Origin of the sequence: Exiguobacterium sp. B2(2022), from assembly GCF_028823655.1 — a bacterium.
Lineage (GTDB): Bacteria > Bacillota > Bacilli > Exiguobacteriales > Exiguobacteriaceae > Exiguobacterium > Exiguobacterium aestuarii_A.
In genome coordinates this window covers 48,283-61,067 of record NZ_JAPEHX010000007.1, presented here as the reverse complement: position 1 = coordinate 61,067, position 12,785 = coordinate 48,283, and the positions used below count along the sequence as shown (strand labels likewise).

Sequence of the window (12,785 nt, the reverse complement as noted above, 5' to 3'; positions counted from 1 at the left end):
TGACCTTCATCGAACTGGACCGTCTGAGTCAGATAGCGGATGCGATAATCGTTCGGATGTTGCATCGTTCCCTTGTCTGCCGTCTCGGCACCAGCGATGATTTTCATGAATGTCGACTTTCCAGAACCGTTCACTCCGATGATCCCGATACGGTCTCCTGGATGAATCGTCATTGTCACATCGTCAAATAAGACTTTGTCGGCAAACTCTTTATGAATGCCCTCAATCATTAATAAACTCATGCGTTCTCTCCTTCAATCTGTTGACGAATGGCTGCTTCGACCGTTGCAGCGATTTCCTTATTCGGTAAGTCAGCCGGATCGATCGCGGGTAAGAAAGTGACGTCGACCGTTGCCGGAGTGATTCGATTTTTAGCTTCTAACAGTTTGTAGCTCCCTTGAATGGCAACCGGAACAATCTTCGCACCGCTTGACGTCGCGAGTGTCAAACTCCCAGCTTTAAATTCTTTCATAGGACCGCCTTTTGAGCGTGTTCCTTCTGGGAATACGATCATTGACTGACCGGATTGGATTGTCTCGACGCCTGAGCGAATCGCTTTAATTGATTGACGACGATCGCTTCGATCGATAAAAATACAGCCCATCAATTCCATCCAACGCGGGATAATCGGGAATTTCTGTACCTCAATTTTCGAAATGAATGCCTTTGGTCGTTTCGTGGCCGTCAACATGATGGGAACGTCAAAGTTTCCTTGGTGGTTTGATACGTAGACGACCGGTTCATCCGGAATGTGATCCTGTCCATGGACCCGAATGTCGGCACCGGCAATTTTCAACAAGAATTGTGCCCATTTATACGCGATGTCTTGTACATAGCGATAACGCTTTGGTGGATCGATTTTTTTCGCCTTCTGTAAAAATGGGACGGTGATCGGTAACACCGCAAAAAATGAGAAAAACCATACAGCTGTTCGAATCATTTTATTTTCTCCTCTCATAATGACAACAAGAAAGAGTCTTCTTCTCTTGACGAGAATCCGACCCTTCGGCATGAATCCTTATTCCCAAAAGCGAGAATCGCTCTCTTCTTCCTCTTCCTCAAGCTCGAACGTAATGCGTTTATTCACAGGATCGACGACGAAATAAGCGCCGTCTTGTTCAATACTTTTAATTTGCATGGCTTGGTCGTTCCCGATTTCAAGGGTGAGGCGGATGCGATTGTCGTCATCGACAAGTAAGATTCCATCTTCCTTTAACCAAAGCTCCATGACGGGTGAATAACGAAGTAGCCATTCATTCGATAACGGAATTTCATTCATACGATTGTGTGCCTCCTGCGATTATTAATCCAATGTACGTTGTCTGTTCCTTCATAGAATACCAAATGTGGAGAGGGAAGACGAGCGTTATGTAGAGCGTTTCCGTGTCGTCGAATGCATTCTGGCCACGACGCGTTTGATTCGTTTCTGGTTCCGCCGTTCCACAAAGAACTCGCTCGCTTGCATAAAGAGTTGTTTGAAGGAAGACAGTCCCATCGCAATTAAAACAGCAAATAGAAAAGTCCCAATCGGATCTTTATACAGTTCGGACTGGAACAAGAAAGCGAGGCCTGCAGTCGATAAGATGGTCGTAAGAAAATAGAAAATCATAGCGGAGTCTCCTTTTCTTATGTGGTAGTAAAGAAAAAGGCAAGGTCTTTTAATCGTATTCGACCTTTTGTAGGAAATTCCTGTTTGCGTTTGGCAAAGAAAAAACGCCTCCAGTAGCACGGAAGACGTTTACTCTTGAGTCATATAAGTCGATGATGACGATACGTTTGTATCCACACCGTTTGAAAAAATGAAGCTGAGTGATGCGAGTAATGCGAAAAAGGCGACGAGTAGCCCTTTTGTAAAACGTTTTGCAAACGAACGAGACTGTATATCAAACATTTATTATCCCCCGATCAATCCTAAATGAAACCTTATCTATACCGGACACTTCCTATATAATAACGTTTTCAAAAATAGGATACTAGAAGAAAAAAAGACGTTCACAAAATTGTCACAAAATTTTAATAAATCATCTTCCTTCCATTTCTTGTGACGGGTTTCCCTTTTCACTTTACGTTCACAAATTCGTCACATTTATTCAAAATGTTGAAAGTGAACATGATATGATTAGGAACGTGTGTAGATAGGTATACTGACAGTAATAGATTAGAAAAGGATGTGGGTGTAATGGCATTGCGCGCAGGAGAAGTAGTAGACTTGGTCGCGGAACGTTCTGCTGATTTTGGAGTATTCATTAGTAACGGTCGCGAAGAGGTACTCCTTCATCGAAAAGAACAGACGGAAGAAGTGACGGTCGGTCAAACGGTTCGTGTCTTTTTATATCATGACTCAGAAGGGCGTCTCGCATCAACGATGACGATTCCGACGGTCTCTTTCGATGAGTATGAATGGTGTGAAGTGACTGGCGTTCGATATAACACAGGTGTCTTCGTCGATATCGGGATTCAAAAAGATGTTCTCGTCTCGATGGACGACTTACCAGAGAACCGGTCATATTGGCCGCAAGCGGGAGACCAATTGTGTATTCGTTTGAAATATGACCAAAAAGGACGTTTGCTTGGGGATCCGGCACCTTACGCATACTTGAACTTGTTGGCACGTCCATCGAAAGAAGAATGGAACAACCAAGATGTTCAAGCGACTGTCGTCAATAAACGTGAAGTTGGCGTCAACGTATGGGTCGAAGGAGAATCACTCGGTTTCTTACATGAAGCAGAAATGACACGTTGGCCACGTCTCGGTGAACAATTGACGGTTCGAGTGACCCAAGTGAAACAAGATGGAACGGTTCTCGTTTCTATGAAACCACGTGCCTATGAGGCGATTGACGGCGATGCGGCGAGCGTCCTCTCTTATATCGAGGAACGTGGTGGTCAAATGCCTTACGGCGACAAGACAGCCCCTGACGTCATTGACCGTGAGTTCGGGATGAGCAAAGCCGCGTTTAAACGGGCGCTCGGAAAACTATTAAAAGAAAAGCAAGTTGAAAAGCTCGACAACGGCTACAAATTGAAATAAGATAACTCATGTTCGGATGACATGAAAAAGTTTGAAAATGTATTTCTTTCATTTTAGGAATAAATACGTTATAGTTAATAAAGTTGACTATGAGGAAACATTGAGAAAACGTCTGTAGATCTGTCAAACTGAACTCAGACGTTTTTTGTATGAACAAAGGAGAATATAATTTGACAAAATTCCAAGATTTACAATTAAGTGAAGCGTTAGTAAAAGGTGTACACAAAATGGGCTTCGAGGAAGCTACACCGATCCAAGCTGAGACAATTCCTGTCGCACTCACAGGAGTGGACGTATTAGGACAAGCACAAACAGGTACAGGGAAAACAGCAGCTTTCGGTATTCCGACAATTGAGCGAATCGATTCAAAGGCACGTCAAGTCCAAGCACTCGTTCTTGCACCGACACGTGAACTTGCGATTCAAGTTGCAGAAGAATTAAACAAAATCGGAGAAACAAAGCGCGTATACGCACTTCCCGTTTACGGTGGTCAGCAAATCGACCGCCAAATCCGTGGTTTGAAAAAGAACCCGCAAATCGTCGTTGCGACACCAGGACGTCTCATGGACCACATGAAGCGTAAGACAATCAAACTCGATGACATTCAAACTGTCATCTTGGATGAAGCAGACGAAATGCTTAACATGGGCTTCGTTGAAGATATCGAAACGATTTTGGCAGGTCTTCCTGAAGAGCGCCAAACGCTTCTTTTCTCAGCGACGATGCCACCACAAATCAAAAAGATTGCAGAGCGTTTCATGAAGTCGCCGACAATCATCAAAGTCAAAGCGAAAGAAATGACAGTTGAGAACATCAACCAACAGTTCATCGAATTGCGTGAAGGTCAAAAATTCGATACGCTTTGCCGTTTGATCGACATCGACTCACCAGAACTCAGCATCATCTTCGCTCGTACGAAGAAACGCGTTGACGAAGTGACAGAAGCACTTATCAAGCGCGGATATACAGCAGATGGTCTTCACGGAGACTTGACGCAATCAAAACGTGACCAAGTGATTCGTCGTTTCAAAAACGGAACAATCGATATCTTAGTAGCGACTGACGTTGCTGCACGTGGACTTGATATTTCAGGTGTCACGCACGTTTACAACTTCGATGTACCACAAGACCCAGAGAGCTATGTACACCGTATCGGTCGTACAGGTCGCGCTGGTAAAACAGGTACTGCCCTCACATTCATCACACCACGTGAGTTTGGACAAGTAAAAGCAATCGAACGTGTAACGAACAAACGCATGAACCGTCGTCACGTACCGACAATCGCGGAAGTACTTGAAGGAAATCAAAAGCAAGCAGCTGAAGAGTTGATCGAACGCGTTCAAGCGGGCGACTTCAAAGCGTACACGCAACTTGCGACTGAACTTCTTGAAGAGTATGAAGCAGTTGAAATTCTCGCTGCAGCCCTTCGTGGATTGACGAAAGAGCCAGATTCAACACCAGTTGAAATCTCGTACGCTGAACCAGTTCGTGTCAAACGTCAAGGTGGCCGTGGTGGCGATCGCGGTGGATACCGTGGTCGTAACGACCGTCGTGGCGGTGGATCGTCGTGGTGGACGCGGTGGCGAACGTCGTGATGGACGTAGCGGAGACCGTAAAGGATCATACCGTGGTGACGATCGTCGTCGCTCGGATGACCGTGGCCCACGCCGTCCGCGTGACTAATCATTGTGAAATGCCGCATTTCCTTAAGTGGATTTGCGGCTTTTTTTATTGTGTCGTGCTACACTAGTTGAGTAGAGATAGAAGGATGAGGTGTCAACGGATGGTGGAATTAAGTTTCGGTCTCCTTGTGCTACTTGGTTGTGTGCTCGCACTCAAACCAATCGTGTCAAAGACAGACCGTCCTAACTTTCGTTATATCCCCGTGGCGACATTGTTATTTGGAGCGATGATTTTTTTAGTGTTAGCCATTGGAGTAGGCGGAAAGATGGGCATTGCATATGGCGTAATGAGTATCGCCTATTTTATTGCTTGTTTCGGTGCCTATATGTATGTACACACGCGAACGAGCTGATTGTAGCTCGTTTTCGCATTTAACGAAGAGGTGATGAGTTATGGATGCGGTAGAAGTGATGGTCCATCCCGAAGAAGTGATGGTGACGTATGAACCAATCCTTGGAGCGGCGACGTTTCAAGTGGAAGGCTATATGGTACATGGGCGATTCCGAGGAGAATCGTTGACGCCATTTTTTTATGATGATGACGTTCCGCTCGAGTATCAATTAGACATCGCCCAACGGATGGAGCAACTGGCAGCAGCACAACTTCGAGACGCCAAGCCATTTGTCACATTCAGATGTCGGTCGGAATGGATTCTTGAAGAAGGGGGAGAAGCTTTTTTAGCTCCGCTTCGCGAATTGAACTTCCCGTTACATCGCATTTATGTGACGCTTCAAGGGACGGATTTGGTTGATGTTCCTCGCCTATCGCGTGTCATTCAATACTACCGTTCATATGGACTGAAAATTGCCCTAGACTTCGCAGAGTCGACGAGTATCGAGGACATTATGACACTCGCGCCAGAATTGTTGCTTGTCGATCTTGGTACGATGGTGGAGAAAAAGACGTTGTCGGTCACCTATCCGAACATGCTTCAAACGATGGAATATATCGCTTCGAAGCTCGGTGCACCGCTTCTGTACAAATCGATCAACCATATCGGACAGCTTCGTTATGCTTGGCAACACGGCGGTCGCTATTATATGGGTGGTTTGCTTGGTCTAGAAGACGAGCTTCCACAACGAGAAATCAAAGGAATGGGTGTCTTGGCGCAAGAAGTACCTTCTTTCTTTTTGCATGACCAGAAGCGATTGAATCGTTTATACGAACTTGAGTTTGAGTTACATCGTCGAATCGGAGAACTCGTTCAGTCCGGGAAGTGGTCGAAGGACAAGAAGGACGAATGGATTCAATACATCGCGCCGAAGCTCGAGGAAGTGTTTGTCCGTTACTATTTGACGGATAAGACAGGGTTTCAGACGAGTGCAAACGTCTACTGTGTGAACGGAGAATGGCGTGTCGATAATACGTATCGGGGTTACAACTGGAGTTTCCGTCCATATTTCATTCAAACGATGGCGGCCATGGACGTTCGAGGACGTGGCTATTTATCAGGAGACTATCGTGATTTCAGTTCAAACGAAGTGACGCGTACGTTCAGTTATCCGTTACCCGACGGCATGTTCTTGTTCGCCGACATATCCGAAGAATATCTGTACCAGAATCGATTATTAGACTGAAAGGAAGAGTTATGATGTTAGATTATGATTACGATGCGTTACGCGAAATCGGTCGAATCGTCGCACTTGCACGAGATGAGATGGCGAAAGCCGTCAAACCGGGCATGACGACAAAAGAATTGGATGCGATTGGGCAACGTATTTTAGAAGAAGAGGGTGCGGCTTCTGCACCGATTACGATGTATGAGTTCCCAGGATACACATGTATCTCACTCAATGACGTCGCCGCCCACGGGATTCCTGGAGAGGAAGTCATTCAAGAAGGCGATATCGTCAACGTTGACGTCTCGGCTGTGAAGGATGGCTATTATGCGGACACGGGTCGTACGGTCATTGCAGGCGCAGCAAAATCACCTCAACATGAACGATTGGTCGAAGTGTCGTTGACGTCGCTCGAAGCGGGTCTTAGCAAAGTCAAAGCGGGCGTGAAAGTCAACCAGATCGGGAAAGCCATTTATTCGGACGCGAGAAAGAATGGATTCACGGTCATTCGTAACTTGGCCGGACACGGACTCGGTCGGACGTTGCACGGAGAGCCGGAGACGATTTCAAACTACTACAGCCGCGAAGAGAATCAGCTCTTAAAAGCTGGGCAAGTGATTGCGGTCGAAACATTCATCTCGACGAAAGACGAAATCGTCTATCAGTCGGAAGAAGACGGATGGACACTCTTCACACCGAACAAGAGCCTCGTCTCACAGTTCGAGCATACGGTCATCGTCACAGAAGATGGATATGAAGTGTTAACGGGGTCATTCCGTTAAAAGAAGGTGTGGTTCTCGTGAACCGCACCTTCTTTATGTTTGTAAGAAAATCACTTCTTCGCGTAGCTGTTCAATCACATCCCAGTTGGGTTGTACCGAATCCGGAAGCGTCAACTTCCCATTCTCGACCTCGAGCGGTGTATCGAGCAAATCTTGTTCGAAGTAAGCGCTCGTTCCCGACATATCCGCCGGAAAGCTCGCGCCGCTGAGCGAAGCGAATAAAAGCGTGTGATACCTTCCGATTCCGGATTCATACATCCCAGTGACGCCTCGCTGAAACCACCGACACGTGCAGGCTTAATATTGACGATTTTACCCGCGCCGAGTTGCGTCATCGTCTCCACATCGTCGTAAGACGTAATCGACTCATCGAGGCAAATCGGTGTTTTGAGTTTTTGTTGAAGAGTCGCCGATTTGGCGAACTGGCGGCTCGGATACGGTTGTTCAATCATCAATAACTGATGGGCGTCGATTTGTTCGAACCATTCTATCGGTTGATCGGACGCGCTTCCGTTTAAGTCAATCATGAGTGGCGCATCTGGAAAGACAGCTCGGATTTCGCGTAGTGCCGGGAGTAATTCATTAGGGGAGGCTTTTAATTTGATTCGCTCGAAACCATCGGATAGCGCTGCTTCAATCGAGTTCATCGTCTGATGGGGTAGCCCAATCCCGATCGTTCTACCGCAGGAGACGGTATCCCTGGCCTTCATATACGACTTAAGTGACATGTTCGCGCGTGCAGCTTCAATCTCCCATAATGCACTTTCCCACATCGCTTTCGCCATTCGTTGACCGATAACCGATGAGACGAGGGTCGGAAACACGTCCGTCGTGACCGTCATGCCCTTTAATAGATGAAGAATCAATTTTGATGTATCAATCATGGACTGAGTCGTTTCTTCCGTGTACCAAGGTGTCTCAAAGGCGACACCTTCGCCATATCCGACGACACCATCTACAGTTTCAAGTCGAAGGATGAGTGTTCGTCTCACCGACAAAACGGCGTGCGCCGTTACGATGGGGTGTTTAAATGTCAAAGGGACGATTGAAAGGTCAGCACGTTTGATCATGGCAGTAGCTCCTTTAAGCGATGACGCATTAATTTTCCGTTCGCGTTTCGGGGTAGGTCCTCTACGTGATGAATCGCAAGCGGATGTTTATACTTGGCTAACTGGGAATCGAGGATTTTCTGCATCTCCGTCGGGTCATATGATCCGACGACGAAGGCGAGCGGGACTTCTCCCCAGGTCGGGTGTGCTTGTTTCGTAACCCCAACGTCTCGGACACCGGCACATCGTAACATCGCAGCCTCGATTTCAGCAGGATACACGTTTTCGCCACCAGAAATAATGAGGTCGCTTCGGCGATCGTGTACATATAAATACCCGTCTTTCATCGTTCCGAGATCACCTGTTTTCCAGTAACCGTCTGGTGTCCAAGCATCTGATTCAGGTTGTTCGAAGTACCCACTCGTCACAGTTGGTCCTTTTACCTCAATCTCCCCGTCCTGACTGATTCGGATCACGGTCGGTGCGATGGCTCTCCCGCTCGAACCGATATGTGAGAGCGCTTCGCTTGGAAGTAGCGTGGCGACTTGAGAACACGTTTCGGTCATCCCATATGTTTGAGCGACCGGTAACTGTCGTCGCTCTGCTTCTTCTAGTAACGGGCGAGGGACCGGTCCACCTCCGACGAGCAACGTCCGAAGGCGGTGTTTTTCTAAACCGGCATCTAGTAGTCGCTGTAGCATGATGGAGACGAGTGACAACTGGGTAATGCCTTCAGTTTCAATTAAATGAAGGGTTCGGTCGACATCAAAACGGGGTTCGACATATAGCGTCGAACCGATGATTGCACTCCGATACACTTGAGAGAGCCCGCTCATATGAAAAAGTGGCGTCACCGTAAGCATGCGGTCAGATGGACGATAGTTTAGATGCGCTTCGGCAGCACGTGCGCTTGCGAGATGATTGCCATACGTCTGTTGTACAGCCTTGGCCCGCCCCGTCGTACCGGACGTGAACATGAGAGACATGGTGTCATTTTCTTTCCACTCATGTGTCACCGTGAAACATGAACGCGCCCGACATGTCACGAAAAGTTGTGTGACTTGCAAATCAATCTCATCTTCGACGAGAAGCAAATCGACTCTTGCTGTGTTTAACTGAGTGCGCACTTCCTCTTCGGTCAACCGTGTATTGATTGGAACGAGTACTTTGCCAAGCAGGTGCACCGCATGGATGGCGATGATATAGTCTTTGCTGTTTTTAGCGAATATGCCAATCTTTTCGGCAGTGGGTGCCTGTTCATGGATGTATTGGGCAAGTTGCAGGCTCTCGGTACGTAACGCTTCCCACGTCAGTCTCTCTTCACGTGTCACGAGTGCAATCTGTGATGCCGGATGTTGATCAATCCATTCATACATGTCTGTAACCTCCAAAAAAAGAGTAGCGGAATCGCTACTCTCTCAACAAAATTAAGGGAAACGTGGGAATTGACCGAAGTCAGGGTCACGTTTTTCTTTGAACGCATCGCGTCCTTCTTTCGCTTCATCGGTTGTGTAGTAGAGAAGCGTTGCGTCTCCAGCGAGTTGCTGAAGTCCGGCAAGACCGTCTGTGTCCGCGTTCATTGCTGCTTTTAAGAAGCGAAGTGCAGTTGGTGAGTGTTGTAAGATTTCTTGGCACCACTTGACTGTTTCTGCTTCGAGTTGATCGAGAGGGACGACTGTGTTAACGAGTCCCATTTCGAGTGCTTCTTGTGCATCGTACTGGCGGCAAAGGTACCAGATTTCACGAGCTTTCTTATGACCGATAATGCGTGCTAAGTAACCAGAACCATATCCTGCATCGAACGAACCAACTTTAGGACCTGTTTGTCCGAAGCGAGCGTTGTCTGCTGCAATCGTTAAGTCACATACGACGTGAAGGACATGTCCTCCACCGATTGCGAAACCTGCGACCATGGCAATGACCGGTTTTGGAATGACGCGAATGAGGCGTTGGAGGTCGAGGACGTTCAAGCGTGGGATTTCATCTTCCCCGACGTATCCGCCATGCCCACGAACTTTTTGGTCTCCACCTGAACAGAATGCCTTTTCGCCTTCACCCGTCAAGATGATGACGCCGACTTCTTTATCGTCGCGTGCGCGTGCGAATGCATCAATCAATTCATTGACCGTCAACGGACGGAACGCGTTGCGTACCTCTGGACGGTTGATGGTGATTTTAGCAATCCCATTCCATGTTTCATATTTAATGTCTTCATACGTACGGACCGATGTCCAGTTCGCTACTGATTCCATTTTAAATACCCCCTAAAATCAATTTCTTTATTATTGTACCAAACTCTGGTGCATTCTCGATATGAGGAGCATGCCCCGCATCTGAAATTTCATAGATTTTAATATCAGACCGTTCTTTCTGCATGTCTCGTGCAATCGCTTTGAACTTAGAATCTTCTGCCCCGACAATCAAATCGACGTGGGGAAGGCGGTGCAATGCCCCCCAGAGCGAAGGCATATGACCTGTACCGATGGCGCGCAAACTGTTCGCAAGAGCAGTCGGATGTTGTGCGAGTCGGTCCTTCCTAAGTGATTGTTTCATCTCTTCAGTTTGTCGCCAAAGCGGAAGGTTCTCCCATCGCTTGACGAATGCGGAGAGTCCTTCGGTTTCGATGAATCGGGCAAGTTCTTCGTCTTGACGTCGACGAGCTGTCCGTTCTTTAGAAGATCGGAGACCGGGTGTCGTGCTGACCCCGATGACATGTTCGACGCGTTTGTCGCACGCGGCGAGTGTCAATCCGATTCGACCGCCGAGTGAATAACCGACGACTGTCCAAGGACGATCGTCTAAATCGAGTAGGCGTGAAAGATCCTTCACTTGTTGACTCATCGTCGAACGAGTGACGGGAGGGCGTTCCGTTGCGCCATGTTGCAATAATGAAGGTGACACGCGTCGAACCGGTAAGCCAGGGAATGAATCGACCCATTGAGCATTTCCCGTGAACCCGTGTAAAAATAATACTGGTTTTCCTTCTCCCCGAATGCGTACTTCATAGTCGACACCTCGCAACTCGACGATCATGCCTCGTTCTCCGTGATGAGACGAGCGCAGACAGACTGCGTCCATCCTCGGTGAGTTGTTACATTCTGCTCACGATCCGATGGGAACTCAATCAAATGAATGCCGTCTTCAATCGCTTCTTGAATCTCCTGTGGTTGCTCAATTAGACGATAGGACAACCCGTAAGTCTCGGCAAACCCACGAATGTTCAAATTAAGCGGTGTCCCAAACAAATCTTCGAAAAGTTGGGTATCGACGGAAGCTTGCGGTAAAAAGGAGAAAATCCCTCCACCATTATTATTCGAAATCACGACTGAAAACTTCCCAGGATGATGTTTTAACAGTTGTAGGGCATTGCTATCATGATAGAATGCCAAATCACCAATCAGTAGAGCGGCATGAGACGTGTCATAGCAGCTACCGAGTGCGCTCGAAAGAACACCGTCAATCCCGTTGGCGCCTCGGTTTGCAAGAACTTGCACGCTCTTTCCGGCGGATAATGTCGTATCGACATCACGAATCGGCATACTGTTACTGACGAAGAGACGTTCGATTGACGTATCGAGCAACCGTTTCGTCAATTCGGCTTCTCCCTGGAGTGAAGGCTTCGCCGTTTCCGTGACATTCTCGAAGAAACGTAGTCGTTCGACGTAACGTGAATCATTTATTGATTCAATGAGTGGTAAAAAGTCGAGTGCGTCTCCGTAACAGATGGTCGCACGGCTACTTGGGTCACGATAAGAGCCCGGCTCTTCAATCACAACTAGCTCCGTCGCAGTCATCCACTGATTGAGTCGTTTTGAAACGGGTGCGGCACCGAATCGGATGAACACATCCGGTAACCAGTCGGCTTTATGTTCACTTGCGAGCCACGTGTCGTAGTTCGTCAAGACACCGTCGAAACGACGCATGCCGCTGAGTGGATCCGCAAAGATTGGGATATGATGCTCGGTCGCTGATTTGTAAATGGCTTTTTGCCATGACATCGGTGTGTAAGGGCCGACAACGAATGCGAGTTGCTTTTGACTCGTACGTTCCAAAAAGATTTTCCGGTCGGTATTTGACGGGCGAACGCTCTGTCTTTCCGGTATAGCAGGTTCACCTTTCAGCGTCAGCTTCAACTGTTCAAGGTCTGGGAGTAACGGTTCTCGGAACGGGACATTCAAGTGAACGGGTCCCATCGGTGCCTGCATGGCAAGATTCGTGAATCGGGTGACTGTCTGCTGCATGAACGACAGCGTGGCTTCTTCAGGTACAGGTAAGTCGAGACTCGTCTTTACTTGTTCACCGTATAATCGGACTTGATTGATTGCTTGTGGTGCCCCGACGTTCCGAAGTTCATGTGGTCGATCGGTCGTCAAGACGATGAGCGGCAATTGCGAAATGAATGCCTCCGTCACCGCCGAGAAGTAATTTGTCGCAGCCGTACCGCTCGTGCAAATGAGTGCGACAGGGCGAATCATCTCCGTCGATCGAGTCAATCCGAGAGCGTAAAATGCAGCGGAGCGCTCATCGACGATGATGTGATGGCGGATTTGCGGGTGTAAATAAGCCGCTATCGCGAGTGGGGTCGAACGAGAACCCGGACTGATGACCACGTCGGTCACGCCAGATTCAACAAGTCGATTCACCATGGATGCTACCCAGTCGGTCAACATCTTATTCATGT

14 protein-coding genes and 1 pseudogene are annotated in these 12,785 nt (G+C 47.8%); 5 read left to right on the top strand and 10 right to left on the bottom strand.

Going from position 1 to position 12,785, the window contains the following annotated elements:
• The 5 genes from ON063_RS02610 to ON063_RS02590 form a co-directional block, all read right to left on the bottom strand.
• On the bottom strand, positions 1 to 242 hold a 242-nt coding region (locus ON063_RS02610), incomplete at its 3' end, for an ATP-binding cassette domain-containing protein (RefSeq protein WP_274664134.1).
• Positions 239 to 940: a lysophospholipid acyltransferase family protein gene (locus ON063_RS02605; RefSeq protein WP_214696387.1), complete on the bottom strand. Its 702-nt coding sequence runs from the start codon at positions 938 to 940 to the stop codon at positions 239 to 241. The genes ON063_RS02610 and ON063_RS02605, both read right to left, overlap by 4 nt.
• A gap of 78 nt (positions 941 to 1,018) precedes the next feature.
• The gene (locus tag ON063_RS02600) at positions 1,019 to 1,279 is read right to left on the bottom strand and encodes a hypothetical protein (protein ID WP_026826759.1); all 261 of its coding nucleotides are present in this window, start codon (positions 1,277 to 1,279) and stop codon (positions 1,019 to 1,021) included.
• Positions 1,280 to 1,366: 87 nt separating this feature from the next.
• Entirely contained in the window at positions 1,367 to 1,609 is a 243-nt protein-coding gene (locus tag ON063_RS02595; protein ID WP_074033069.1) for a hypothetical protein, read from the bottom strand.
• Positions 1,610 to 1,738: 129 nt separating this feature from the next.
• The gene (locus ON063_RS02590) at positions 1,739 to 1,891 is read right to left on the bottom strand and encodes a hypothetical protein (protein WP_015880844.1); all 153 of its coding nucleotides are present in this window, start codon (positions 1,889 to 1,891) and stop codon (positions 1,739 to 1,741) included.
• Between the two features lie 288 nt (positions 1,892 to 2,179).
• Between ON063_RS02590 and ON063_RS02585 the strand changes: the two genes are divergently transcribed.
• The 5 genes and pseudogenes from ON063_RS02585 to map all read left to right on the top strand — a co-directional run bounded on the left by ON063_RS02585 (position 2,180) and on the right by map (position 7,055).
• Positions 2,180 to 3,031 (top strand): CvfB family protein, encoded by an 852-nt coding sequence (locus ON063_RS02585; protein WP_274664133.1) that lies wholly within the window; start codon positions 2,180 to 2,182, stop codon positions 3,029 to 3,031.
• A 170-nt stretch (positions 3,032 to 3,201) separates the two neighbouring features.
• Positions 3,202 to 4,714, top strand: a pseudogene (locus tag ON063_RS02580) (DEAD/DEAH box helicase).
• 100 nt (positions 4,715 to 4,814) lie between these two features.
• Positions 4,815 to 5,066: a hypothetical protein gene (locus ON063_RS02575; protein ID WP_214747211.1), complete on the top strand. Its 252-nt coding sequence runs from the start codon at positions 4,815 to 4,817 to the stop codon at positions 5,064 to 5,066.
• Positions 5,067 to 5,106: 40 nt separating this feature from the next.
• Positions 5,107 to 6,291, top strand: a complete 1,185-nt coding sequence (locus ON063_RS02570; protein ID WP_224863258.1) for an EAL-associated domain-containing protein — start codon at positions 5,107 to 5,109, stop codon at positions 6,289 to 6,291.
• A 14-nt stretch (positions 6,292 to 6,305) separates the two neighbouring features.
• A complete protein-coding gene (map, locus tag ON063_RS02565) occupies positions 6,306 to 7,055 on the top strand; it encodes a type I methionyl aminopeptidase (protein WP_274664132.1) in 750 nt (249 codons plus the stop codon).
• A 110-nt stretch (positions 7,056 to 7,165) separates the two neighbouring features.
• Here the strand turns inward: map and ON063_RS02560 are convergent, their stop codons facing one another.
• The 5 genes from ON063_RS02560 to menD are packed head-to-tail and all read right to left on the bottom strand — an operon-like array spanning position 7,166 to position 12,783.
• Positions 7,166 to 8,125 carry an enolase C-terminal domain-like protein gene (locus ON063_RS02560; RefSeq protein ID WP_274664131.1) on the bottom strand — a complete coding sequence of 320 codons (960 nt, stop codon included), beginning with the start codon at positions 8,123 to 8,125 and terminating at the stop codon, positions 7,166 to 7,168.
• Positions 8,122 to 9,480 carry an o-succinylbenzoate--CoA ligase gene (gene menE / locus ON063_RS02555; protein ID WP_274664130.1) on the bottom strand — a complete coding sequence of 453 codons (1,359 nt, stop codon included), beginning with the start codon at positions 9,478 to 9,480 and terminating at the stop codon, positions 8,122 to 8,124. Before menE ends, ON063_RS02560 begins: the two co-directional genes overlap by 4 nt.
• 51 nt (positions 9,481 to 9,531) lie before the next feature.
• Entirely contained in the window at positions 9,532 to 10,356 is an 825-nt protein-coding gene (gene menB / locus ON063_RS02550; RefSeq protein WP_214696369.1) for a 1,4-dihydroxy-2-naphthoyl-CoA synthase, read from the bottom strand.
• 1 nt (position 10,357) lies between these two features.
• Positions 10,358 to 11,137, bottom strand: coding sequence for an alpha/beta fold hydrolase (locus ON063_RS02545; protein WP_274664129.1), 780 nt, complete (start codon positions 11,135 to 11,137; stop codon positions 10,358 to 10,360).
• Positions 11,134 to 12,783, bottom strand: coding sequence for a 2-succinyl-5-enolpyruvyl-6-hydroxy-3-cyclohexene-1-carboxylic-acid synthase (menD, locus tag ON063_RS02540; RefSeq protein WP_274664128.1), 1,650 nt, complete (start codon positions 12,781 to 12,783; stop codon positions 11,134 to 11,136). Before menD ends, ON063_RS02545 begins: the two co-directional genes overlap by 4 nt.
• Positions 12,784 to 12,785: the final 2 nt, after the last annotated feature.

Bases quoted from the DNA above. Each gene is read 5' to 3' on its own strand.
- ON063_RS02605 (WP_214696387.1), bottom strand. From the start codon at position 940: ATGATTCGAACAGCTGTATGGTTTTTCTCATTTTTTGCGGTGTTACCG.
- ON063_RS02600 (WP_026826759.1), bottom strand. From the start codon at position 1,279: ATGAATGAAATTCCGTTATCGAATGAATGGCTACTTCGTTATTCACCC.
- ON063_RS02595 (WP_074033069.1), bottom strand. From the start codon at position 1,609: ATGATTTTCTATTTTCTTACGACCATCTTATCGACTGCAGGCCTCGCT.
- ON063_RS02590 (WP_015880844.1), bottom strand. From the start codon at position 1,891: ATGTTTGATATACAGTCTCGTTCGTTTGCAAAACGTTTTACAAAAGGG.
- ON063_RS02585 (WP_274664133.1), top strand. From the start codon at position 2,180: ATGGCATTGCGCGCAGGAGAAGTAGTAGACTTGGTCGCGGAACGTTCT.
- ON063_RS02575 (WP_214747211.1), top strand. From the start codon at position 4,815: ATGGTGGAATTAAGTTTCGGTCTCCTTGTGCTACTTGGTTGTGTGCTC.
- ON063_RS02570 (WP_224863258.1), top strand. From the start codon at position 5,107: ATGGATGCGGTAGAAGTGATGGTCCATCCCGAAGAAGTGATGGTGACG.
- map (WP_274664132.1), top strand. From the start codon at position 6,306: ATGTTAGATTATGATTACGATGCGTTACGCGAAATCGGTCGAATCGTC.
- ON063_RS02560 (WP_274664131.1), bottom strand. From the start codon at position 8,125: ATGATCAAACGTGCTGACCTTTCAATCGTCCCTTTGACATTTAAACAC.
- menE (WP_274664130.1), bottom strand. From the start codon at position 9,480: ATGTATGAATGGATTGATCAACATCCGGCATCACAGATTGCACTCGTG.
- menB (WP_214696369.1), bottom strand. From the start codon at position 10,356: ATGGAATCAGTAGCGAACTGGACATCGGTCCGTACGTATGAAGACATT.
- ON063_RS02545 (WP_274664129.1), bottom strand. From the start codon at position 11,137: ATGATCGTCGAGTTGCGAGGTGTCGACTATGAAGTACGCATTCGGGGA.
- menD (WP_274664128.1), bottom strand. From the start codon at position 12,783: ATGAATAAGATGTTGACCGACTGGGTAGCATCCATGGTGAATCGACTT.